Annotated in this window: 17 protein-coding genes; 4 read left to right on the top strand and 13 right to left on the bottom strand. The window is 68.3% G+C overall.

The features are described 5' to 3' along the window. Nucleotides 1–1,179, top strand: a complete 1,179-nt coding sequence (locus L8F96_RS14215) for a glycosyltransferase (protein ID WP_046409495.1) — start codon at nt 1–3, stop codon at nt 1,177–1,179. Here the strand turns inward: L8F96_RS14215 and L8F96_RS14210 are convergent. Continuing rightward, nucleotides 1,176–2,207 carry a hypothetical protein gene (locus tag L8F96_RS14210; RefSeq protein ID WP_334656343.1) on the bottom strand — a complete coding sequence of 344 codons (1,032 nt, stop codon included), beginning with the start codon at nt 2,205–2,207 and terminating at the stop codon, nt 1,176–1,178. The genes L8F96_RS14215 and L8F96_RS14210 overlap by 4 nt on opposite strands. Then, the gene (locus tag L8F96_RS14205) at nt 2,204–3,568 is read right to left on the bottom strand and encodes a hypothetical protein (protein WP_334656342.1); all 1,365 of its coding nucleotides are present in this window, start codon (nt 3,566–3,568) and stop codon (nt 2,204–2,206) included. The genes L8F96_RS14210 and L8F96_RS14205 overlap by 4 nt, the downstream gene beginning before the upstream one ends. A 117-nt stretch (nt 3,569–3,685) precedes the next feature. On the opposite strand from L8F96_RS14205, the gene L8F96_RS14200 reads away from it, so the two are divergent. The 3 genes from L8F96_RS14200 (at nt 3,686) to L8F96_RS14190 (ending at nt 8,963) form a co-directional block, all read left to right on the top strand. Next, nucleotides 3,686–5,320 (top strand): alkaline phosphatase D family protein, encoded by a 1,635-nt coding sequence (locus tag L8F96_RS14200; protein WP_334656341.1) that lies wholly within the window; start codon nt 3,686–3,688, stop codon nt 5,318–5,320. 113 nt (nt 5,321–5,433) lie between these two features. Further along, nucleotides 5,434–5,967 (top strand): translation initiation factor IF-3, encoded by a 534-nt coding sequence (gene infC, locus L8F96_RS14195; protein ID WP_046409487.1) that lies wholly within the window; start codon nt 5,434–5,436, stop codon nt 5,965–5,967. Nucleotides 5,968–6,206: 239 nt separating this feature from the next. Further along, a complete protein-coding gene (locus L8F96_RS14190; protein WP_334656339.1) occupies nt 6,207–8,963 on the top strand; it encodes a TonB-dependent receptor in 2,757 nt (918 codons plus the stop codon). 119 nt (nt 8,964–9,082) lie between these two features. On the opposite strand, the gene L8F96_RS14185 is transcribed toward L8F96_RS14190, so the two are convergent. From L8F96_RS14185 to L8F96_RS14135, 11 genes are all read right to left on the bottom strand, one after another. Then, entirely contained in the window at nt 9,083–11,830 is a 2,748-nt protein-coding gene (locus L8F96_RS14185) for a [protein-PII] uridylyltransferase (RefSeq protein ID WP_334656338.1), read from the bottom strand. Between the two features lie 58 nt (nt 11,831–11,888). Then, nucleotides 11,889–13,097 carry an ABC transporter permease gene (locus tag L8F96_RS14180; RefSeq protein ID WP_046409482.1) on the bottom strand — a complete coding sequence of 403 codons (1,209 nt, stop codon included), beginning with the start codon at nt 13,095–13,097 and terminating at the stop codon, nt 11,889–11,891. 36 nt (nt 13,098–13,133) lie between these two features. Continuing rightward, entirely contained in the window at nt 13,134–13,847 is a 714-nt protein-coding gene (locus tag L8F96_RS14175; protein WP_125945315.1) for an ABC transporter ATP-binding protein, read from the bottom strand. 52 nt (nt 13,848–13,899) lie between these two features. Then, on the bottom strand, nt 13,900–15,285 hold the full coding sequence (locus tag L8F96_RS14170) for an efflux RND transporter periplasmic adaptor subunit (protein ID WP_334656337.1): 1,386 nt from the start codon (nt 15,283–15,285) through the stop codon (nt 13,900–13,902). Then, a complete protein-coding gene (locus tag L8F96_RS14165; RefSeq protein WP_334656381.1) occupies nt 15,285–16,772 on the bottom strand; it encodes an efflux transporter outer membrane subunit in 1,488 nt (495 codons plus the stop codon). Before L8F96_RS14165 ends, L8F96_RS14170 begins: the two co-directional genes overlap by 1 nt. Nucleotides 16,773–16,874: 102 nt before the next feature. After that, nucleotides 16,875–18,836: an acetyl/propionyl/methylcrotonyl-CoA carboxylase subunit alpha gene (locus tag L8F96_RS14160; protein WP_334656336.1), complete on the bottom strand. Its 1,962-nt coding sequence runs from the start codon at nt 18,834–18,836 to the stop codon at nt 16,875–16,877. A 19-nt stretch (nt 18,837–18,855) separates the two neighbouring features. Beyond that, on the bottom strand, nt 18,856–19,890 hold the full coding sequence (gene bioB, locus L8F96_RS14155) for a biotin synthase BioB (protein ID WP_301091451.1): 1,035 nt from the start codon (nt 19,888–19,890) through the stop codon (nt 18,856–18,858). Beyond that, the gene (locus tag L8F96_RS14150; protein ID WP_231621949.1) at nt 19,878–20,255 is read right to left on the bottom strand and encodes a lysozyme inhibitor LprI family protein; all 378 of its coding nucleotides are present in this window, start codon (nt 20,253–20,255) and stop codon (nt 19,878–19,880) included. Before L8F96_RS14150 ends, bioB begins: the two co-directional genes overlap by 13 nt. An 81-nt stretch (nt 20,256–20,336) precedes the next feature. Continuing rightward, nucleotides 20,337–21,128 (bottom strand): enoyl-CoA hydratase-related protein, encoded by a 792-nt coding sequence (locus L8F96_RS14145; RefSeq protein ID WP_046409474.1) that lies wholly within the window; start codon nt 21,126–21,128, stop codon nt 20,337–20,339. After that, on the bottom strand, nt 21,121–22,602 hold the full coding sequence (locus L8F96_RS14140; RefSeq protein ID WP_334656335.1) for a carboxyl transferase domain-containing protein: 1,482 nt from the start codon (nt 22,600–22,602) through the stop codon (nt 21,121–21,123). The genes L8F96_RS14145 and L8F96_RS14140 overlap by 8 nt, the downstream gene beginning before the upstream one ends. Nucleotides 22,603–22,752: 150 nt before the next feature. Beyond that, complete coding sequence (locus L8F96_RS14135; protein WP_334656334.1) at nt 22,753–23,262, bottom strand: MmcB family DNA repair protein; 510 nt, start codon at nt 23,260–23,262, stop codon at nt 22,753–22,755. Nucleotides 23,263–23,290: the final 28 nt, after the last annotated feature.

The following is a 23,290-nucleotide window of genomic DNA, read 5'->3' as shown; positions in this document are numbered from 1 at the left end:
ATGCGCGTCGTCGACGTCAACGAATTCTACTCCCCCACTGGCGGCGGGGTGCGGACGTATATCGACCGCAAGATCGGCATCATGAACGATCTGGGGCATGAGCTGATCGTGCTCGCCGCGGGGACCGAGGATCGGATCGAGGAGCGCCCCGGCGGCGGCGCGATCCATTACGTTCGCTCGCCGCGGCTGCCGTTCGACAGCAATTACGGCCTGTTCTGGGATCGCGAGGCGATCACCCGGCTGCTCGACCATTATGATCCCGATGTGGTCGAGTGTTCGTCACCGTGGCGCCCGGCGTGGTTCGTCGGCCAGTGGGAAGGACGCGCGCTCAAGTCCTTCTTCATGCACAATGACAATATGGCCGCTTATGCGCAGCGCTGGTTCGAAGGCGTCGCCAGCCATGAGCGGATCGAGCGGGCGTTCGGCTGGTACACGCGCTACATGGCGCGCTTCCTCGACCTGTATGATTGCGTGGTGACCAACGGCCCGGCGCTGGAAAAGCGGCTGCGCGCGCGCGGCCTCAGGATCGATGCGGCGATGGCGCTGGGGATCGAGCGCAGCCACTTTTCACCCACCTTCCGCGATGAACGGCTGCGCGAGGCGCTGCTGGCGCAATGCGGGCTGCCGGCGGACGGCCTGTTGCTGCTGGGGCTGGGCCGCCACCATCCCGAAAAGCGCTGGCCGATGGTGATCGACGCGGTCGAGCGCGCGGGCGCCCGCCTGCCGGTCGGCATGATCCTGCTGGGGCAGGGCGTGGATACCGAGCGGATGGAGAAACGGATCGCGGGATCGCCGCATATCCGCCTGTTCCGGCCGGTCTATGACCGCGACCGGCTGGCGCGGATCATGGCGAGCTGCGACGCGCTGATCCACGGGTCGGAGGCGGAGCCGTTCGGGCTGGTCGCGTCGGAGGCGATGGCGTCGGGGCTGCCGCTGATCGTGCCCGACACCGGCGGCTGCGCCGAGGTGGCCGATCCGCATTGCGCCGAATTGTACACCGCGCGCGACCCGATCGACTGCGCCCGCGCGATCACCCGGATGCAGGCGCGCGACCCGGCGATGCTGCGCCGGGCGGCGATCGTCGCCGCCGGCCAGGTGCGCACCGACCGCGAGCATACCGTCGACCTGATGGCCTATTATGCCGCGCAACTGGCCGCAAAGCAGGCGCGCGCGGCCTAGAGGCGGTCGAGAACGACCCGCCACTGGCGCGCGACGGCCAGCGGGCTGTAACGCGCCGCAAGATGCGCGCGGCCCGCCGCGAGCAGCGGCTGTTCAGCCTCCCACTGGTGGTGGTAGCGGGCCAGTCCCCCCTCCCAATCGTCGAGCGCGACGAACGGGCGCAGTTCCTCATAGGAGGGAATCGAATCGGCCACGACGCCGAGCCCCGCGAGCAGCGCGGTGGCCGGGCGGTTGATCGTCTTGCCCACGGTATAATCGTTCGACGCGACCGGCAGCACGGCGACCCGGTGCCGTTGCAGCACGGCATGCGCCGTCTCCTGCCGCCAGCCGACATAATGGACCTGCAGCCGCCAGCGCCAGCGGCCGAGCAGCCAGCGCAGCGGCGCGTTGCTGACCACGGTCAGCGTGATCGGGAAGGGCTGCGCCGCGAGCAGGTCGGCGACGGCGTGAAGGTGGGCATAGCCCGACACGCTGCCCAGGCTCTTGCCGAACCAGATGGCGTGGAGCGCATCCGGGCGGCGGGCGAGAAAGCGGTCGAGCGCCGCCATCTGCCGCAGTCCATCGCGCGAGCTGGGCGGCGGCAGCGTATCCGGCATGTCGAGCGCATCAGGGATGACCCGGCGATCGGCGGTGACACCGGGCACGGCAGCGCCGATCTGCTCGGCCAGCATGGCGGTGGAAAAGGTGAGGTGAGTCGCCGCGTCGAGCATCGCGCGAAAGCGGGCGAGCCGCGCGTCGCTGACATGCCGCACGGCATGGGCAGCGATCAGATTGTCGCACAGGTCGAAGATCACGCCGCGCCCCGCCGCCCGCAGCGCCTGCGCCGCCGCCACCGCCCCGGCGGAGTGCGACTTGGAGAAGATCACCGCATCATAGCTTGCGGGATCACGCGCGGGATCGAAGCGCGCGATCGGCACGCCCTGCGCCTGCAATGCCTCCAGCGGCATCAGCAGGCGATAGCGGATCGAGGCGAGCGATGTGTCGTAGCTGTCGGCGTGCCAGCCGAAACGTGCGGCCGCGCCGGTCATCGGTGAACCCATATCTGCAGCGTCTCGCTTCCCAATCGTGCCGGCGGCAACGGGCGATAGGCGCTGGCGAGGTGCGATTCCACCAGCGCGCGGATTTCCGGCCGCTCACCGGGGGAAAATGGTCGCAGCACGACCACGGCCGGTCGCCGGGCGAAGATTCGCTTCACCTCCTGCGCCTGGTCGACGCCGACCGCGCGCGATTCGTGGATACGATAGAGATGCGCGGGAAAGACATAGCGCGACGAGGCGCAGCGCCCGCTGGCATCGAGCAGGCCGGGCGGACCCGAATAGATATAAAGGCAACCCGGCGGCGGCGCGCGCAGGCGAGCGGCGAGGGCGTCGAACGCGGCAGGCGTGCCGCGCCCCTGCCGGTTCGACCACAGGACGCCCTGCCCCACCAACGCGGCGACGACGAGGAAGCCGATCGTCAGCCGCGGGCGCACGCAGAACAGCCCGGCGATCGCCACCGACACCGGCAGCATGACCGGCAGCGCATAATGGAGCAGCCACCCGCCCGGTACGGCGACGCCGACCAGCGCGGCGGCCAGCCATCCGGCGACGAAGCGCCGCCCCCCCGCATCACCGCCGCGCAGGCCCATCACCGCCATCGCGACCGGCACGGCCATCCAGCCGAGCAGCGTCAGCAGCAACGCCAGCCGAGGCGCCGCCGGATCACCGCCGCGCTGCAGGATCGACACGAAATTGGCATGGACGAACGCCGCCGACTGGCCTTGCGCCGCGTACCAGAGCCATACTGCCGCGGTCGGCGCCAGCGCCACCAGCACCAGCAACACGGCGCGCCGCAGCAGCCCGCCACGCTCCCCCGCGCGCCAATGCCGCCACAATATGCAGAGGCCGGCGAACACGCCCTCGACCACCACCGAATATTTGATCTGAAGCGCAAGGCCGATCAGCGCCATGGCGGCCAGTTCCCGCCGTGCGCCGCCGCGCAGGATCAGCAGCATGGCGAGCGCGACCGGCGTATTGTAGAATACCGGCGCCTGCCCGCCCTGCCCGCCGAACCAGTTCAGCAGCAGGATATAGGCAAGACCGGCAGCAAGCGCGCCGCGGCCCCAGCCGACCACTTGGGCGATCCGCATGACCAGCCAGCCGGTCGCGACCACCGCGACCAGCGCCAGCGCCTGATAGGCCCAGATCGACCAGGAATAGGGCAGCGCCGCCGCCGGCAGGTACAGGGCAAACAGCCCGATTGGCTTGCGATCCCACACGTCGACGAACGGCCGCGCGCCCTCCAGCATGCGGCGCGCGACATAGAGGTAGAATTGCTCGTCGACATGGATGTTGGGGTTGCCGAACGTGCCCGCGCGCGCCGCCACCGCGACCGCGGTCAAGATCGCCACGCGATGCCGCTGTGCGCCGCGCCCTTCCATCGCCGCCGACTATTGCCCCGCGACACCGATCTGTCACCTTCCTGCGCCATGGGCCGCTGACCAACCCTCCTTGTCGGGAGCGAACAGATGATCGACCTGAGCCGCCGCAGCCTTCTCGCCACCGGAATGTTCGGCGCGGGGGCGCTCGGCATCAGCGGTCTTGCTGCCGCCGACACGATCCTGGCGGCGCGCGGCTTCACCCATTCGGTGGCGAGCGGTGAGCCGGGGGCGGACGAGATCCTGCTATGGACGCGCTACGTTCCTGCCAGCGGCGATCATGCCCGGCTGCGGGTCGAACTGAGCGAGACGCCTGATTTCGCGCGCATCGCCGCTGGCGTGGAGGCGGTGACGGGGCCGTGGCGCGACTGGACGGCGAAGGTGACGGTGCTGGGGCTCCAGCCGGGCCGCGCCTATCATTATCGCTTCGTTGCGCCCGACGGCACCGTCTCGCCGGTCGGCCGCACGCGCACCCTGCCCGATGATCGCGCGCAGCGGTTCCGCACCGCGATCTTCTCCTGCTCCAACATCGGCTTCGGCTTCTTCAACGCCTACGCCCATGCCGCGGCGCGCGACGACCTCGATCTCGCGCTGCACCTCGGCGATTATTTCTACGAATATGCCAATGGCACCTACCCGGCTCTGGCCGAGGTGATCGCCGATCGCCTGCCCCAGCCGAAGGGCGAGAGCATCCATCTGGCCGATTATCGCCTGCGCTACGCCAGCTACCGCGCCGACCCGGACCTTCAGGCGCTCCATGCGCGCCTGCCGATGATCGCCTCCTGGGATGACCATGAAAGCGCGAACAACAGCTGGGAAGGCGGCGCGCAGAACCATGATCCGGCGAGCGAGGGCGCATGGCACGAACGAAAGGCCGCCGCGATCCAGGCATGGCGCGAATGGATGCCGGTCTCCGACGAGCCGTGGAAGGCCTATGACATCGGCACGCTGGCGACACTGTTCCGCACCGACACGCGGCTCGCCGGCCGCTCGGCCTCGCCCGAACTCTCCACCATGCTGCGCTCGGGCGATCCGGTGCGCGCGATGGCGCAGTACCGCGACAGTGAATGGCATGATCCGGCGCGCACCATGCTTGGGACCCAGCAGGAGGCATGGCTGCACCATGCGCTGGCGCAATCGGTGAAGCGCGGCGCGGCGTGGCAGCTGGTCGGCTTCGGCACGATCATGGGCACGATGCGCGTGCCGCCCGAAACCGCGGGCTGGATCTCGCAGGCACGCCCCGGCGCCGCGCCCTATATCCAGGCCGCGGTCGCCGCGGGGCAGGCGGGGCTGCCGACCGACCTCGACAATTGGGGCGGCTATCCCGCGGCGCGCCAGCGGTTCCTCGGCTCCGCGCAGGCAGCGGACGCCAATCTGGTGGTGCTGTGCGGCGACAGCCACAATGCCTGGGCGTTCGATCTGGCGCTGGACGGCGGCAAGGGCGCGCCTGTCGGTGTGGAGTTCGCCGGCCAGTCGGTCACCTCCAGCGGGTTCGAGACGGCGCTGGCGGTCGATCCCGCCACCGTCGCGCGCGCGCTGGTCGCCGCCAGCCCGGAATTGAAATGGTGCGACACCAGCCGGCGCGGCTACATGACGCTGACCGTCGCGCCCGACCGGGTCAGCAACGACTGGCATTTCGTCGACACGGTGCGCACCCGCAGCCCGCGCGCGACGATCGGCCACAGCGCGCAGGTGCTGCGCAACCGCCGCCGGATGACCGCCTGAGGGCTGCGCGCATCTTCTCGCACCGGCCCCGCGATTGATGCCTTTTGATTGGCCGCATCAGGCATTATATATGGGAGATTGAAGCAACAGGAGAATTGACCATACGTCCGCCCATGATGCGCCGGCCAATGCAGGCGCCGCCGATGAACGGCCCCCGATTCAACGAGTGGATCCAGAGCCAGAAGGTCCGCGTGATCGATCACGAGGGCGAGAATCTCGGCGTGATGTACACTCGCGAGGCTATTGCGCAGGCGAAGGAGGTCGGGCTCGACCTGGTGGAGGTGTCGCCGAACGCCGATCCGCCGGTCGCCAAGTTCCTGGACGTGGGCAAGTACAAGTACGAGGCCCAGAAGAAGGCGAATCTCGCCCGCAAGAGCCAGAAGACGCAGGAGATCAAGGAGATCAAGATGCGTCCGAACATCGATGACCACGACTATGACACCAAGATGAAGAAGGTCGTGCAGTTCATCGAGGAAGGCGACAAGGTGAAGGTCACCATGCGCTTCCGCGGCCGCGAGCTGAGCCATGGCCAGCTGGGCATGAACGTGCTGCAGCGCGTTGCCGAGCAGGTGGCCGAGGTCGCCAAGGTGGAGGCTTACCCGCGCATGGAAGGCCGCCAGATGCTGATGGTCCTGGCACCGAAGTAAAATTTTTCGCCACCACCGGCTGAAAAGAGCCGCGCCCCCCACCGGGCGCGGCTTTTTTGCGTGTTGCCGTAGCGTCAACTGTCATTTGTGACAGTACCGTTTCGGACCAATGGTTGCATTTCCGCGACAGCCACATTTAAAAACAAGAGGTTGCGTGAAAATCACTTAGGCGTGAACCGCACTCCCACTAAACGCTGCGCTCCAAACCCAAAGTTCAAAAACGAGATTCAGGAGAGCTCATGCGCCGCGTTGCTTCGCTTCTATCTACTGCCGCGATCTTCGTTGCCCTGCCCGCGCTCGCGCAGGAACAGCCCAGCGCTGATCCGCTCGCCGCCGGTTCGGTCCAGCAGCCGCAGAGCGCTCCCGCCGCGGATACCGATCTTGACCAGAGCCAGACCGGCGCCGGTGACATCGTCGTTACCGCGACCCGCCGTGCCGAGCGCCTTGCCGACGTGCCGATCGCCGTCTCCGCGGTCAGCCAGGCATCGCTGCAGAATTCGGGCGCGAACGACATCCGCGGTGTGGTGCAGCTCGCCCCGTCGCTGCTGATCTCCTCCACCGGCAGCGAGGCGAACGCCTCTGCCCGTATCCGCGGCATCGGCACCGTGGGTGACAACCCCGGCCTCGAAAGCTCGGTCGCGGTGTTCATCGACGGCGTGTACCGCAGCCGCACCGGCTCGGGCCTCAACGACATCGGCGAGGTCGACCGGATCGAAGTGCTGCGCGGGCCGCAGGGCACGCTGTCGGGCCGCAACGCATCGGCCGGCGCGATCAACGTCTACACCAAGGCGCCGTCGCAGACCTTCGGCGGCTATGTCGAGGGCACCTACGGCAATTACGACAACGTCCGCATCGCCGGCGCGATCACCGGCCCGGTGGTGGAGGACGTGCTGTCGTTCCGCCTCGACGGCGTGTGGAACAAGCGCGACGGTTTCTACCGCGATGTCGTCAACGACACCGATTACAACAACCGCAACCGCTGGTTTGTCCGCGGCCAGCTGCTGTTCGAACCGACCACCGACCTGTCGGTCCGCCTGATCGGCGACTATACGTGGCGTGACGAAAAGTGCTGCGGCGCGGTCTATGTCGACCTGCGCGAGAAGCAGGCCGTGCCGGGCCAGCCGGGCGAGGTCACGATCAACCCCGCCGGCAACCGCATCGTCGACGTGCTGCAGAGCCTGGGCGGCGTGTTCCCGAGCGCGGGCGATCCGTACAACCGCCGCATCGCCTTCTCGCCGGGTCGTGCGTATTCGAACGAGACGAAGGATTACGGCGGGTCGATGCAGATCGACTACAATTTCGGCAACGCCTCGCTGACGTCGATCACCGCCTATCGTGAGTACAAGGCCGGCAACGCCGCCGACATCGATTATGGCAATGTCGACCTGGGCTATCGCGCCGACGACGGCCGCGCCTTCCGCCAGTTCCACACCTTCACGCAGGAAGTCCGCCTGCAGGGTTCGCTGTTCGACGATCGCCTCGACTGGCTCGTCGGCGGCTTCTACTCGAACGAAGACCTGGTGATTGGCGACAACCTCCAGTTCGGTTCGCAGTACGGTGCCTTTGCCGCCTGCCGCATCGTCGCCACGGTCAGCCCGGTCGCGGCGCTGCGCAACCCGGCGGCACCGGGCTGCCTCAGCCCCGCCGGCACCGCAACGCTGAGCGGCGCCTTTGGTCCGATCGCCGGCCCGGCACTGCTCAACGGCCTGCGCACGCTGTCGACGCTCAACAACCTGGGCGATCGCAACGCGCGTTATTACCAGGACAGCGAGAATTACGCGTTCTTCACGCACAACATCTTCAAGCTGACCGATACGCTGTCGATCACCGCCGGCCTGCGCTGGACGCATGAGTCGAAGGACTTCCGCGCCAACTTCGACAACACCAACACCGTCTGCCCGCAGCTTCAGCAGGGCCTCGGCCCGCTGCTCGCCAACCCGGCGACCGCGGCACTCGCCGGCGGCATCATCACGCTGGGCTGCACCGGCAATTCGTCGACCGCCCTCAACGGGCTGGACCTGCGCAACAGCTTCGACGAGAGCGAGTTCACCGGCACCGGCGTCATCTCGTGGAAGCCGACGCGCGACCTGATGGTCTATGCGAGCTACTCGCGCGGCTACAAGGCGGGCGGCTACAACCTCGATCGTTCGGAACTGGCGCCCAACGCCTTCACCCCGGTGACCAACGCCGGCGCGGCGCGCCTGCGCTTCGATCCGGAACTGGTGAACAGCTACGAAGCGGGCATCAAATACGCCACGCGTCAGTTCACCGCGAACCTGACCGTGTTCCGTTCGGACTTCGAGAACTTCCAGCTGAACACGTTCAACGGCACGAACTTCGTCGTCCAGAACATCGGCTCGTGCTCGGTCAGCCTGAACGGTGCGGATCAGGACAATTCGGCCACCACGGGCGCCTGCTCGGGTGACGTTGGTCCGGGCGTGCGCAGCCAGGGCGTCGAGCTTGAGCTTGGCATCTATCCGGCGCGCAACTTTGCGGTGAACCTCGGGTACACGCTGGCCGACACCAAGTTCCGCCGCAACCTGGTCGGCTCGGCCTCGGGCGAGCCGCTCGATCCGGCGCTGTTCCTGCTCGCCGGTCGCCAGATGTCGAACGCGCCGCGCAACGTGGTGACCTCGTCGGTCAGCTGGACGCCGGAAATCGGTGACTCGGGCCTCAGCGCGCTGTTCTATGTCGATGGCCGTCTGTCGAGCGACTACAACACCGGCTCGGACCTGTTCATCGAGAAGGAGCAGGACGGCTTCTTCGTGATGAACGCCCGCATCGGCCTGCGCGGCCTCGACTCCAACTGGGCGATCGAAGCCTTCGCGCAGAACCTGCTCAACGAAAACTATCAGCAGGTCGCCTTCAACGCGCCGTTCCAGGGTGCAGGCAGCCTGGCTCAGGTGCAGCGCTTCGGCGGGGTCGGGAACCAGATCTTCTCGTCGTTCCTCGCCGAGCCGCGCACCTACGGTCTGACGCTGCGCAAGCGCTTCTGATCGGATCGGGCGCCGCCCGCCGGCGCCCGTCCATTACGGACACCTTCACCCCCGGGTTCGCCCCCGGGGGTTTCTTTTTGTCTGGCAGGAAAAGCGGGCGGCCGACGCGGCGCGGTGAATCAGGCCGCCTCGTCCAGCGGCTTGCCCGCCGCCGCGTCCAGCAAGCGCCGCTCCAGCGTCTTCAGCCGCGGCCCGCTGGCGATCTTGTCGCCCGTCAGGTCGGTCAGATAGAAAGTGTCGACCGCGCGCTCGCCATAGGTCGCGACATGCGCCGAATGGATCGTCACCTTGGACTGGAACAGCGCATGGGCGAGCTGGTTGAGCAGCGCTGGCCGATCGCGCGCGTTGATCTCCACCACGGTGAAGCGGTTGGACGCGCGATTGTCGACCAGCACATTGGGCTCGATGCGAAAGGCGTCGGCGCGCATCCGCGGCAGCGGCTTGGCCTTCAGCCGCTCGACCAGTTTGCCGCGATTGGCGAGCGCATCCTCGATCGCGGTGCGCAGCCGGGTCAGCTGCCCCTCGTCGTCGAACGGGCGGCCGACCGGGTCCTGCACCAGGAAATTGTCCAGCGCCATGCCGTCGCGCGTGGTGTGGATCCGCGCGTCGATGATGTTGCCGCCCGCGACATGGATCGCGCCCGCAATGCGATAGAAGATGCCCGGATGGTCCGCGGCATAGACCGTGACCAGGGTCGCCCCACGCTCGGCATAGACCTGCGCGTCGATCGCCAGCTGCGCATCGCCCACCGACGCCACGAAGCGCGCGTTATGCGCCAGCACGTCGTCGGGCTCGGCGATCCAATAGGCCTCCGGGAAGCGGCGGACATAGGCGGACATCTGCGCCTCGTTCCAGCCCATCGCCTCGGCCAGCGCCTCCTGCTTGGCGGCGATCCGCTCCTCGCGGCCGCGCTGCTTGTGGCCCAGCCGAAGCACTTCCTCCGCCGCCTCGAACAGATCGCCGAGCAACTGGCGCTTCCACCCGTTCCACGTCCCCGGCCCCACCGCGCGAATATCGACGATGGTCAGCACCAGCAGCAGGCGAAGCCGCTCCGGCGACTGGATGGTGGCGGTGAAATCGAGGATCGTCTTGAAATCCGACAGGTCGCGCTTGAACGCGGTCGCCGACATCAGCAGGTGGTAGCGGACCAGCCACGATACGGTTTCGGTCTCCGCGCGCGTCAGGCCGAAACGCGGGCACAGTTTCTGCGCCACCGCGGCGCCCAGGATCGAATGGTCGCCGCCGCGCCCCTTGGCGATATCGTGCAGCAGCACCGCGACATACAATACGCGGCGCGAGACGATCTGCGGCATGATCGCGGTGGCCAGCGGATGCTCCGCCGCCAGATCGCCGCGCTCGATCCGCGCCAGCAGACCGATCGCGCGGATGGTGTGTTCGTCGACGGTATAATGGTGGTACATGTCGAACTGCATCTGCGCGACGACACGGCCGAAATCGGGCACGAAGCGGCCGAACACGCCCGTCTCGTTCATCCAGCGCAGCACCAGTTCCGGGTCGCGCCGGCTGGTCAGCACGTCGAGGAACAGCGCATTGGCGCGCGGATCGGTGCGCACATCGTCGACCAGCTTCGCGTCGCGCGTTGCGGCACGCAGCGCCTGCGGGTGAATCTCCAGCTCGTGCAGGTCGGCGAGGTGGAAGATCTCGATCAGGCGCACCGGATCCTCGATGAAGAAATCATCGCTCGGCAGCGCCAGTCGCCCCCGCTCCAGCACGAAACCGTTGAGCTTGCGCGGGCGTCGGCGCAGCTGTGGCAGGCCGAACCGGCGGCCGCGCGCGGCGAATTGCTCGTCGATATGCGTCAGGAAGGTGCCGGTCAGCGCGCCGACGGTTTTCACCTGCAGAAAGTAATATTGCATGAACCGCTCGACCGCGGCCTTCCCCGGCCGGTCGGAATAGCGCATCCGCTCGGCGATCTCGCGCTGCATGTCGAAGGTCAGCCGATCCTCCGCGCGCCCCGCCGCCAGGTGCAAATGGCAGCGCACCGCCCACAGGAAATTGTCCGCGCGGTGGAACAATTTATATTCGGCCGGGGTGAACAGGCCGACGTCGACCAGCTGCGCCGCGCGATCGACGTCATAGACATATTTGCCGATCCAGAAGAGGGCGTGGAGGTCGCGCAGGCCCCCCTTCCCCTCCTTCACATTGGGTTCGACGACATAGCGCGTGTCGCCCATCTTCACGTGGCGCGCCTCGCGCTCGGCCAGCTTGTCAGCGATGAACTGACGCTCGGTCCCGTGCGTCACCTCCGCCTTGAAGCGGCCGATCGCCTCCTCGTACAGCGGCACGTCGCCGCAGACGTGGCGCCCCTCGAGCAGGGCGGTGCGGATCGTCACGTCGCCCTTCGCCTGACGCACCATGTCGTCCAGCGAGCGCGACGAATGGCCGACCTTCAGCCCCATGTCCCACAGCGAATAGAGCAGGGTCTCGATCACCTGCTCCGCCCAGGGCGGCTGCTTCCACGGGGTGAGGAAGGCGATGTCCACGTCGGAAAACGGCGCCATCTCGCCGCGGCCATAGCCACCGACCGCCATCAGCGTCAGCCGTTCGGACGCGGTCGGGTTGCTCAGCGGGTACAGCCGCTGAGTCGCCAGATCGTAGAGCAGCCGCAACAGCTGATCGATCAGGAACGCCTGCGCATTCGCCGCCTCCAGCCCGCGCGAGGGCCGGTCGGCGAGCCGCCGCGCGATTTCCGCGCGGCCGGCGTCCAGCGCGTCCTTCAGCTTGCCGATCGCGTCACGGCGCAGCAGCGCCGGATCGTCGGTGGCGATCGCGGCGATTTCCTCGGCGAGCGCGCGGCGATCCACGATCGCGCGACGGTTGGGCACATTGTCGAAGCGCGTGTTCATGCCCGATGATGTAGGCGAGCCACGCAGCCACGGCCACCGCCCGATCGGTCAGGCGGCGCTATTCGTGGCGCAGCGCGTCGATCGGGTTCAGCGATGCCGCGCGGCGCGCGGGGAAGTAGCCGAAGACCACGCCGATCACTGCGGAGATGGCAAAGGCGATGATGTTGATCTGCGGATCGAACGTCCACGGCACCTGCATCAGCGGCGTCGCGATCAGGATCACCACCTGCGCCAGCGCCAGCCCGATCAGCCCGCCCAGCATCGACAGCACCACCGCCTCGACCAGGAATTGCATCAGCACCTCATTGGCGACCGCACCGATCGCCAGCCGGATGCCGATCTCACGCGTCCGCTCGGTCACCGACACCAGCATGATGTTCATGATGCCAATGCCACCGACAACCAGGCTGATCGCGGCCACCGCCGCGACAATGCGGGTCAGCAGCGTCGTCGTGCCGGTCAGCGTGTCGCTGATCTGCTTGGTGTCGAAGATGTTGAAATCGTTCTGCTTGGTCCCGCTGATATGGCGCCGCTCGCGCAACAGGTCGGTGATCGCCGCCTGCACCGCCTCGGTCGAATAGGCCTGGTCGACTCCGACCATCATCAGTCGGACCTTGCGGTCGCCGGTGAAGCGGCGCTGCACCGCCTTGATCGGCATCACCACCGTATCGTCCTGATCGCCGCCAAAACCCGCCTGCCCGCGCGTGCTGAGCACGCCGATCACGTCGCAGCTGATCGCGCCGATGCGCATCCGCCGGCCGATCGGATCGCCGCCGCGGAACAGATTCTGCCGCACGGTATTGCCGATGATGCAGACCGACTTGCCCGCCTGCTCCTCCGCCGGCGTCCATGTCCGCCCCAGCGCCAGCGGCCAGGGCTGGACGACGAAGATGTCGTTGGTGGTGCCCTGCACCGTGGTGGACCAGTTCGCCCCTTCGTAGATCGCGGTGGCGCTGGTCGACACCTGCGGCGCAACCGCCGTGACGCCCGCCACCTGCCGCGCGATCGCGGTTACGTCCTCCGGATCGAAGTCGGGCGGGCGCGGGCCACCGCCGCCGCGGCCGAAGCCCTGGCCCGGGCGGATCTGCAGCACATTGGTGCCGAGCGCGGAGATCTGCTCCTGCACCGCGCTGGTCGTCGCCTTGCCCAGCGTCACCATCGCGACAACCGCGGCGACACCGATGACGATGCCGAGGATCGTCAGGAACGAACGCAGCAGGTGCCGCCGGATCGAGCGGATGGCGAGGACGAAGGTCGTGCCGAACATTCGCCTACCTCCGATCCGCAATGGGCGCGCGCGCGCTCATGCCGCGCCGCCGCGCTGGTGATCGTTGGCCTCGATCCGCTCCACCAACCCGTCCTTGAAGTGGATCACGGTGTGCGCGAACGCGGCCATGTCGGGTTCGTGAGTCACCATCAGCACGGTGATCCCGCTTTCCTGGTTCAGGTTGGTGAGCAATTGCATGATCTCGACCGACCGCTCCGAATCGAGGTTGCCGGTCGGCTCGTCCGCCAGCAGCACTTCGGGCTGCGTGACGATCGCACGCGCGATCGCCACGCGCTGCTGCTGCCCGCCGGACAATTCCGCCGGCGTATGGTCCCACCAATCCGCCAGTCCGACCTTTTCCAGTGCCGCCATGCCCAATTCGCGCCGCGCCTTGCGATCGTCGCCGCGGTAGATCAGCGGCAGCTCGACATTCTCCAGCGCGCTCGTCCGGCTCAGCAGGTTGAACCCCTGGAACACGAAGCCGAGGTAGCGCCGTCGCAACAGCGCACGCTGGTCGCGGCTCAGCGTTTCGACATGATGGCCGCGAAACAGGAAGGTGCCGCCGCTCGGCACGTCGAGGCAGCCGAGGATGTTCATCGTCGTCGACTTGCCCGATCCCGACGGCCCCATCACCGCGACGAAATCACCCGCCGAGATATCCAGGTTGACGCCCCTCAGCGCCTGAAACGCGGTCGGCCCGGTGCCATATACCTTGGTCACGTTGCGCAGCGAGATTATCGGTTCGGCCATGCCCGGCGCCCGCCCGGCAGCGGCGGGGGCGTGATTCGTCGCGGCGGGGGCGTCAGGCGCCACCGGCGCCTCCCGCACGCTGGCCGCTCCGCTGCCCGGCGCCCTTGGCCGCCGCCCTGCCCTCAGTGCCGGAAAGCTGGCCCGTGACCACTTCCATGCCGGGCTTCAGCCCGCCCGACAGCACCTCGGTCACATTGCCGTTGGTATCGCCGGTGGTCACCTGAACCGGCTGCAACTGGCCGTCGGCACCCTTCACATAGACCGTCTGCTGCGCGCCACGCCCCAGCGTCGCCTCCCGCTCGGGCCGGCTGCCGCGACGCGGGCGGAAGGTCAGCGACCCGGCGATGCCGCCCTGGTCACCGCCCGCTGCCGCCTGCGTCGGCTTGAACCGGAACGCCGCATTGGGGACCAGCAGGACGTTCTTCTTGTCGCTGGTGACGATGTCCGCCGTCGCGGTCATGCCGGGGCGAAGCTCCATCGTCGGGTTCGCCACCGACAGGTCTGCGGCATAGGACACCACCTGCCCCGCCGTGCTGGTCGTTCCCGTCGTGCTGCTCGACGCGCTTGCCGTGCTCGCGGTCAGGTTCGATCCCAGATCGACGCGGGTGATCGCCGCGGGGAAGGTGCGCCCGGGAAAGGCATCGACGGTGAAGGTCGCCGGCTGCCCTTCCTTCACCGATCCGACATCCGCCTCGTCGATCGCGACCTCAAGCTTCATCTTGCTGAGATCCTCGGCGATCACGAACAGCGTCGGCGTGTTGAACGATGCCGCGACGGTCTGGCCGGGATCGACCTGCCGCGCGAGCACCACGCCGTTGACCGGTGACACGATGATCGCGCGCTGCCGCTGCGTCTGGCTCTGCGCCAGAGTCGCGCGGGCCGCCGCAACATTCGCCTCGGCAACGCGCAACGCCGCGACCGCGCGCTGCGCATTGGCCTGCCCGGTCTGAAGCTCTGTCTTGGACGGCACGCGCCCGTTCGACAGCCGGTACACTTCCTGCAATCGCGCGAGCTGCGCCTGCGCCTCAGCGACGGTGGCGCGCGCCTGATTGACCCCCGCGACCTGCGCGGCGAGCTGCGCCTGCCCGGCGCGGATCTGATCGTCGATCTGCTCGGGATCGATCAGCGCCAGTGCCTGGCCCGCCTTCACCCGATCGTTCACGTCGACGACGACGCGGGTGACCAGCCCCGACAATTGCGAACCCACCGTTACCTGATTGGTCGGCGCGAGCTTGCCGGTGGCCGACACCGTCACGGTCAGGTCGCCGCGCCGCACCGGGGCGGTGGCATAGCCGGGCGCCTCCGCCTTGCCGAACAGCCGGAACGCGAGCAGCACCAGCAGGATCACGCCGACCGCGATCGCGATCCATTTGACCCAGCGCCGCCACGCCGGCTGCTCCTTGGTCCCAAGAAATTCGTCGAGCTGCTCGGTCGCCATCAGCGGTTCTCGTCCTGGCTAATGCCCCGCGCTTCGGGGGCCGTCGGAATGACATTGGCGTCCCAGCCGCCACCCAGCGCGGAATATAGCTGCACCAGCGAATTGGCATGGTCGGCGCGCGCCTGCGCCGCGCTGTTGCGCGCGGACAGCAACGCCGCCTCCTGCTGGCTCAGCGTGGTGAAATCGGTGAGGCCGGTGCGATACTGGCTGCGGCTGAGGATCGCGGAATTGTTCGCCGCCTCCAGCGCCACCGCGAACTCGCGCTCCCTTGCTTCCGCGGTACGCAGCGCAACCACGGCGTTCTCGACATCTTCCAGCGCGGTCAGCACCGCCTGCTTATAGGCTGCCAGCGCCGCATCGGTCGCCGCCTGCGCGCTGCGCACCTGGCTGTTCAGCCGGCCGCCGTTGAAGATCGCCTGAGTCAGTCCGGCGAACAGGCCGCCGGTGATCGTGTCGAGCAGCCCGCCAAGATTCCCCGCGCGCGAGCTGATGTTGCCGCTGATCGCCAGCGCCGGATACAATTGCGCCTTGGCAACGCCGATCTGCGCGGTCGCCGCCGCCAGGTTGCGCTCGGCGGAACGGACATCGGGGCGCTGGCGCAGCACGTCGGCCGGGATGCCGACGCCGGCTGTGTCGGGCCCGCGCGGGATCGGCTTCACCGCCGCCAGCATCGGCTTCAGCGCGCCGGGCGCCTGCCCGGTCAGCACGCCCAGCCGCGACACGGCGGCATTATATTGCTGCTCGATCAGCGGCACCGACGCGGCGGTCTGTGCGCGCTGCACGCGTGCCTGTTCCTGGTCGAGGCTGGATACCAGCCCTGCCTGCACGCGGAATCCCGCGATCTCGAGATTGTCGTCCTGCAACGCCAGGCTGTCGCGCGCATTGGCCAGCTGCAACTGGTAGAGCCGCGCCAGCACGTAATTGCGGGCAACCTCCGCCTGCACCGACAGCAGCACCGTCGCCTGGTCCAGCCCCGACGCCTCATATTGCGCGCTTGTCGCCTCCACCGTGCGGCGGATCTCGCCGAACAGGCCAAGCTGATATTGCGCGTCGAGCCCCAGCGAGAAGTTCGATCCGCTGCCGCCGCCGATGCTTTGCGTCGTACCGTCGGGGAGCGTGATCACCGTCGTCCCGCCGCGCAGCGTTTCCGAACGGCTGTAGCCCGCCGAACCATTGATCGTCGGCAGCAGGCTGGCGCGGCTCTGCACCAGCGCCTCGCGCGCCTGCCGCAGCCGCGCGGTCGCCTGCACAATGTCGAGATTGGCGTCCGCCGCCCGTTCGACGAGGTCGCCCAGCACCGGATCGTCGAAGCTGCGCCACCAGCGCGTCAGATCCTCCCGCGTCGGCGGCGCGGTGATCGAATAGGCATCGGGCACGCCAAGTTCGGCCGGCGCGCGCGGGCGGTAATCCGGCCCGACGGTGCAGCCGCTCAGCACCAGCGCGCCCAGCGCAACGGCGGCCAGCAGAAACGGTGACCTGGATCGCATCATCATCGTGGCATGACCGCGCCGGCAAAAACGGTCCAGCATTTTAGTGTCGCGAAATGTCGCACGGCAGATTCCCCACACCCGAACGCAGCACAACGCGGATCAGGCGAATTGGATCATCCCCTGATCGGCCGCGACATTCTGGCCCAGCGTCACCAGCACCGCGGCAACAATGCCGTCCCGATCGGCGCGCACGACATTCTCCATCTTCATCGCCTCGATAACAGCCAGCGGCTCACCTGCCTGTACGTGCTGTCCCGGACGCGCCGAGACTTGCACGACGATGCCGGGCATCGGTGCGGTCAGGCGGCGCGCAGCGTCGTCATCCGCGCCGTGCCTCAGATGATCGGCATAGGCCGCGATCCGCGCCGGCAGCACGCGCATGTCGAGACGCGCGCCGCCGCTGCGCATCACCATCCCCAGCGGCGTTCGCACCATCCGCGCGATGACCGAAACGCCATCGATGGTGGCGTGGATCGTATCGGTACCCGGCATGGCGGCGTGATCGATCGCCAGCGCCGCGCCATCGATCAGCACGCCGTCATCGGTCACTTTCACCGGCACCTCGTCCGCGCCGACCCGCACCGACCAGTCGCGCGGTATCCGTCCGCCCAGCCGCTCTGCCTCCAGAAGAACGGCCAGCCCGATCAACCCGCGTCGCCGCGCCGGATCGACCGGCGCACCGGCAAAGCCATCGGGATATTCCTGCGCAATGAACCCGGCTTCCAGGTCGCCGCCACGAAACCGCCGATGGCGCATCAGCGCGGCGGCGAAATCCAGGTTGGTCGCCGGTCCCTCAATGTCGAACGAATCCAGCGCACGCGCCTGTGCGTCGATCGCGCCGTCGCGGTCCGGTGCCCAGGTGATCAGCTTGGCGATCATCGGATCGTAGAAACGCATGATCGCGCTACCTTCCGCCACGCCATCGTCGATGCGCACCGTCGCGCCCGCGCCGTCCGTGCCGGCCGGCGGCGGCGCATAGCGGGTCAGCCGCCCGATGCTGGGCAGGAAATCGCGATACGGATCCTCGGCATAGATGCGCGTCTCGATCGCCCAGCCGTTCAGCACCACCTGATCCTGTGTGAACGCGAGCCGCTCACCCGCCGCCACGCGGATCATCTGCTCGACGAGGTCGATGCCGGTGATCGCCTCGGTCACCGGATGCTCCACCTGAAGCCGGGTGTTCATTTCGAGGAAGTAGAAACCGCTGCCGCTCGCATCGGCGCCCGACACGATCAACTCGACGGTGCCGGCGCTATGATAGCCGACCGCGCGTGCGAGGGCGATCGCCTGCTCCCCCATCGCGCGGCGCATCGCGGGGGTGACGAACGGCGACGGCGCCTCCTCCACCACCTTCTGGTGGCGGCGCTGGATCGAACATTCGCGCTCGCCGAGGAATACCATGTTGCCGTGCCGGTCGCCGAGCAGCTGGATCTCGATATGGCGCGGCCGATCGATGAACTTCTCGATCAGCACGCGGTCGTCGCCGAACGCCGCCGCGGCCTCGCGCCGGGTGGCGTCGAAACCGTCGCGCACGCCCGCCGCGTCCCGGGCGAGCCGCATCCCCTTGCCCCCGCCGCCGGCCGACGCCTTGATCATCACCGGATAGCCGATCGCTTCGGCGACGCGCAGCGCCTCGGCCAGGTCGTCGACCGGGCCGGGATGGCCCGGCACCACGTTGACGCCCGCCGCCGCGGCGATCTGCTTCGACCGGATCTTGTCGCCCATCGCCGCGATCGCCTGCGCCGGCGGGCCGATGAAGGTCACGCCCGCGGCCGCGCATTGCTCGGCGAAATCTGCCCGCTCCGACAGGAAGCCATAGCCGGGGTGAATCGCCTCCGCCCCGCTGTCCCGCGCCGCCGCCAGGATCAGGTCGCCGTGAAGATAACTGTCGCCGGCCGGTGCCGGCCCGATCCGGATCGCCTCGTCCGCCATCGCGACATGCGGCGCGCGCGCGTCCGCGTCGGAATAGACCGCGACGGTGGCGATCCCCATGCGCCGCGCGGTGCGGATCACGCGGCACGCGATCTCGCCCCGGTTGGCGATCAGGATCTTGCCGAACATGCCCGCCGCCAGCGCCCGGTCAGGCAGCCGCTTCGCACACCCGCATCGGCTCCTCCGCCACCATCGGCTGCAGCCCCAGCTTGGCGAACAGCGATGCGTCGGCGCTGTCGCCGCGATTGCCCGCGGTCAGCAACTTGTCGCCGGTGAAGATCGAATTGGCGCCCGCCATGAAGCACAGCGCCTGGGTCGCCTCGCTCATCGATTCACGCCCGGCGGACAGGCGCACCATGCTGCGCGGCATGGTGATCCGCGCCACCGCCACGGTGCGGACGAATTCGATGTCGTCGATCTTGGCCAGCGGCGTATCCGCCAGCATGTCACCCAGCACCGTGCCCTTCACCGGCACCAATGCGTTGACCGGCACGCTTTCCGGATGGCGCGGCAGCGTGGCGAGCGCATGGACGAACCCGACGCGATCGGCGCGCGTCTCCCCCATCCCGACGATCCCGCCGCAGCACACGTTGATCCCGGCGTCGCGCACATGCGCCAGCGTGTCGAGCCGCTCGTCGAAGCTGCGCGTGGTGATCACTTCGCCATAACGCTCGGGCGCGGTGTCGATATTGTGGTTGTAATAATCGAGCCCCGCCTGGCTCAGCCGCTCCGCCTGTTCGGGCGTCAGCATGCCCAGCGTCATGCACGTTTCCATGCCCATCGCGCGCACGCCCTCGATCATCGCGACGATCGCGTCCATGTCGCGGTCCTTGGGGTTGCGCCATGCCGCACCCATGCAGAACCGCTGGCTGCCGGCATCGCGCGCCTCGGCCGCGCGTTGCAGCACGGCGCGCACGTCCATCAGCTTGGTCGCCTTCACCCCGCTGTCGGCATGCACCGATTGCGAGCAATAGCCGCAATCCTCCGGGCAGCCGCCGGTCTTGATCGACAGCAGCGTGCACAATTGCACCTGCCCCGCCGCGTGATGCGCGCGGTGGACGCCCTGCGCCTGCCACATCAGCTCGTCGAACGGCAGGTCGAACAGCGCGGCGATTTCCTCGCGGGTCCAGTCGGTGCGGGTCCCGTCGCTGGGGCTCGCGTGCGTCCGGTTCAACGTGTCCACATCATGTTCCTCAATTGCGCCGTCCGCTCCTGGGTGAGCCGGGTCAGGCATTGCGCACGCGTCATCGCCTGCAGCGATCCGCCCGCGAACTCGCCACCCTCGATCACGCATTGCTTGTCGCGGAATTGCAGCCACGCGCGCTGGCTGGCAAGCGTCGCCGCCGCATAGCCGAAACCACCCGCCCCGCCGCGCGCATCGCGCTGCTTCATCTGCGCATAGGTGCGCTTCCACTGGGCGTTGAGCGCCGCATCGGCGCGGCGCAGGTCCTGTGCGGCCTGCGCGTTCATGCTCGCCTGGGTCTGCGCGCCGGCCGGCGCTGCCATCGACAGCGTCGCCGCGGTCGCAAGGGTGAGCATCCTGATCATCATCGTCTCCATAGCGGTTCCGATGCTCAACGCACCGGAACGCCATGGATGTTCACTGGCGGCACGGCGGCCGCCAACGGTTCACCGCCCCTTGAACACGGGCTTGCGCTTTTCGAGGAAGCTCATGCCGCCCTCGCGCGAATCCTCCGATCCGCCCGCCAGCCGCTGGCCCTCGGCCTCGGCGCGCAGCACCTGGTCGAACGTGCCGTCGAGCGCCGTCATGATGTTGCGGCGCATCGCCGACAGCGCGACCGTCGGGCCGGCCGCCAGGCGCGTCGCCAGCGCCAGCGCCTCGTCCATCAGCACGGCATCATCGACCGCCTTGTAGATCAGGCCCCATTGCTCGGCCTGCTCGGCGCTGATCCGCTCGCCCAGCATCATCATCTGAGTCGCGCGCGCCTTGCCGATCGTCTTGGCCAGCAGCCAGGTCGAACCGCCGTCGGGCACGAGGCCGATGTTGACGAACGCCTGCAGGAAATAGGCGCTCTTGCCCGCGAACACGAAGTCACCGGCCAGGCCCATGGAGCAGCCGACGCCCGCCGCCGGACCGTTCACTGCGGTCACCACCGGCACCGACAGGTTCAGGATCTGGCTCATCAGCGGGTTGTAGAAGTTCATCAATGCCCGGTGGCTGGTGTCGCCGCCCTTGATGCGGGTTTCCCCGCCGCCGCGCGCCTGCAGGTCGGCACCCGAACAGAATGCCCGGCCCCCGCCGGTCAGCAGCACGGCGCGCGCCCCCTGAAGATCGTACAGCGCGACCGTCAGATCCTCCGCCAGCTGGATCGACGCCGCGTTTAGCCGCTCGGGACGGTTGAGCGTGATGACCAGGACGTCGCCCTTCTTTTCGGTCAGGATCGTTTCGTAATCAGCCATTTCGGTCTCTCTCCTTCAATGTCCCGCTCCCCTGGGGATCCGGGTGTGGCAGTGATCTGCCGGAACCTTGCGCATCATGGCGCGCCAGCGCCAGTGCGATCGCGCCCCGCGTATCGGCGGGGCGGATCACCGCATCGATGATGCCTGACGCTACGGCATTGACCGGATCAGCGATGCTGGCGGCATAGTCACGCACTTTCTCGCGTGTCGCCGCATCATCACCGTGGCGCAGCAGCAGCCGCGCGGCGCCAGCGGCGTTCATCGCGGCGATCTCCGCGGTCGGCCAGGCGAAGCGCGCGCCGCCCGCGCCGCGCGGCGCCATCATCAGCCACGCCGGCCCGGTTGCCCGCCGCGTGACGACGGTGATCACCGGCACGTCGGCACGCGCAACCGTCGCCAGCAGCGCCGCGCCCGCCGCGACGATCCCGCCCGCCTCCTCCTGCGCGCCCGGCATCAACCCGGGCGAATCAACCAGCGTCACGATCGGCAACCGGCAGGTGGCACATAGCGCCGCCAGCCGCGTCGCCTTGGCGATGCCGGCACGGTCGATCACCCCGCCCGCCACGATCGGCTGGTTCGCCATGATGCCGATGCTGCGGCCACCAATGCGGGCGATCCCGCACAGCATCCCGCCGCCACGATCGGGCTGAAGCTCGAGCCACGCGCGATCATCGCAGATCGCCTGCACCAGTTCGCGCATGTCATAGGGTTCGGCCGGATCCGCCGGCACCAGCGTATCGAGATGCGCCGCGACCCGGGTGGCTGGATCAACCGATGGTGCGACGTCGCGCACCAACAAGCCAATCGCCATCCGCGCGGCGAACAGCAGCTCGATCTCATCGGCAAAGATGCGATCCGCAATCCCGCTGGTGGTTGCGTGGAGCATCGCCCCGCCCAGCGCCTCCGCCGTCGCCAATTCGCCGGTGGCGTCGCGCAGCACGTCGGGCCCCGACACATACAGCCGGCTCGCGCGCTCCAGCATGAAGGTGAGATGCGCCATCGCCGGGGCGAAGGCTGCCGCGCCGATCGCATCGCCGAACACCAGCGCCAGATGCGGCACACGCCGGCGGCCGCCATTCGCCAATGCGTGAAGGATCGTCGCCTGTCCGGCCAGCGCCGCCTGCGCCTCGTCCAGCGCGAGCCCGCCCGAATCATACAGGCCGACGACCGGCGCCTGCGCCGCCTGCGCCCGCGCCAGCAATTCTGCCATGTGCGCGGCCTGATCGGCAGTGGCGATCCCACCCTGGTCGGTCACGTCCTGCGCAAAGGCCATCACGCGCTGCCCGCCGACCAGACCGGCGGCGGTGATCACGCCCGCGCCGACCGCGATCGGCATCATCGTGCCCTCATCGAACAGGGTGCCGAGCCGCTCGCACGCGGCCAGCCGGTGCCGCTCATGCTGCGCTGCTGCGGCGGCAAAGCGCGCCCGCAGCGGATCGGGGGCTCGGTGCCCCTCCCCCGCCGCCCCGCTCATGACGCCCCCTCGCTCATGGCAAATGTCCTGCGCCGTCGCGGCGGTGGAGGCAAATGACGAATCCGTCAGGGGGGCAACAGCAACGCTATGCCGTGTATGGCTTACCAGCCGGGGCCGTGTGCGGCTTACCAGCCTGGAACCGCGGCTGGCCTACCAGCCCTGGATCGCGTCGGGATCGACCTGGGCGATCAGCCGCCGGGCCGCACGCCGGGCAAACGCCAGCGTGCATTTCTTGCGGCTATGCGTGTTCATCGCCTCGGTCTTCGCTTCGCGCACCACGGCGGCGTCATAGCGATCGGCGACGATCAGCCCGGTACGCTCGGGCAGGAAGGCGGGGCCGGCGATCGGCCCGTGATCGAACCCGGCCGGCACCGCCCAGAAGAAGCGGTCGCAATGCGGCAGATATTCCTGCCACTTGTTGTCGCCAAGCAGGTCGGCGCGCGACACCTTGATCTCGATGATCGTGATCTGGCCGCGCACGTCGAGCGCCATCAGGTCGACGCGCCGCCCGCCGTCCAGCGGCACCTCGGGCATGGCGACAAGTTCGTGGCGCAGCAGCAATCGCGTCACCCCGCGCGCCACATCGGCGGCGCACAGCGGCGAATCGGGATCGTCAACGCAAGAAGCGGGCGTGGTCAGCACGCCCGCTTCATAGAACATTGCAGGAACAATGAGAAGGGCTCAGCCC

Origin of the sequence: Sphingomonas panaciterrae (genome assembly GCF_036890205.1) — a bacterium.
GTDB classification, from domain to species: Bacteria; Pseudomonadota; Alphaproteobacteria; order Sphingomonadales; family Sphingomonadaceae; genus Sphingomonas; species Sphingomonas panaciterrae.
Note: the sequence above shows the minus strand (reverse complement) of the source record. Positions and strands in the feature narration are given on the sequence as shown.

Coding starts and splice junctions, on each gene's coding strand:
- L8F96_RS14215 (WP_046409495.1), top strand. CDS start 1: ATGCGCGTCGTCGACGTCAACGAATTCTACTCCCCCACTGGCGGCGGG.
- L8F96_RS14210 (WP_334656343.1), bottom strand. CDS start 2,207: ATGACCGGCGCGGCCGCACGTTTCGGCTGGCACGCCGACAGCTACGAC.
- L8F96_RS14200 (WP_334656341.1), top strand. CDS start 3,686: ATGATCGACCTGAGCCGCCGCAGCCTTCTCGCCACCGGAATGTTCGGC.
- infC (WP_046409487.1), top strand. CDS start 5,434: ATGATGCGCCGGCCAATGCAGGCGCCGCCGATGAACGGCCCCCGATTC.
- L8F96_RS14190 (WP_334656339.1), top strand. CDS start 6,207: ATGCGCCGCGTTGCTTCGCTTCTATCTACTGCCGCGATCTTCGTTGCC.
- L8F96_RS14185 (WP_334656338.1), bottom strand. CDS start 11,830: ATGAACACGCGCTTCGACAATGTGCCCAACCGTCGCGCGATCGTGGAT.
- L8F96_RS14180 (WP_046409482.1), bottom strand. CDS start 13,097: ATGTTCGGCACGACCTTCGTCCTCGCCATCCGCTCGATCCGGCGGCAC.
- L8F96_RS14175 (WP_125945315.1), bottom strand. CDS start 13,847: ATGGCCGAACCGATAATCTCGCTGCGCAACGTGACCAAGGTATATGGC.
- L8F96_RS14170 (WP_334656337.1), bottom strand. CDS start 15,285: ATGGCGACCGAGCAGCTCGACGAATTTCTTGGGACCAAGGAGCAGCCG.
- L8F96_RS14165 (WP_334656381.1), bottom strand. CDS start 16,772: ATGCGATCCAGGTCACCGTTTCTGCTGGCCGCCGTTGCGCTGGGCGCG.
- L8F96_RS14160 (WP_334656336.1), bottom strand. CDS start 18,836: ATGTTCGGCAAGATCCTGATCGCCAACCGGGGCGAGATCGCGTGCCGC.
- L8F96_RS14150 (WP_231621949.1), bottom strand. CDS start 20,255: ATGATCAGGATGCTCACCCTTGCGACCGCGGCGACGCTGTCGATGGCA.
- L8F96_RS14145 (WP_046409474.1), bottom strand. CDS start 21,128: ATGGCTGATTACGAAACGATCCTGACCGAAAAGAAGGGCGACGTCCTG.
- L8F96_RS14140 (WP_334656335.1), bottom strand. CDS start 22,602: ATGAGCGGGGCGGCGGGGGAGGGGCACCGAGCCCCCGATCCGCTGCGG.
- L8F96_RS14135 (WP_334656334.1), bottom strand. CDS start 23,262: ATGTTCTATGAAGCGGGCGTGCTGACCACGCCCGCTTCTTGCGTTGAC.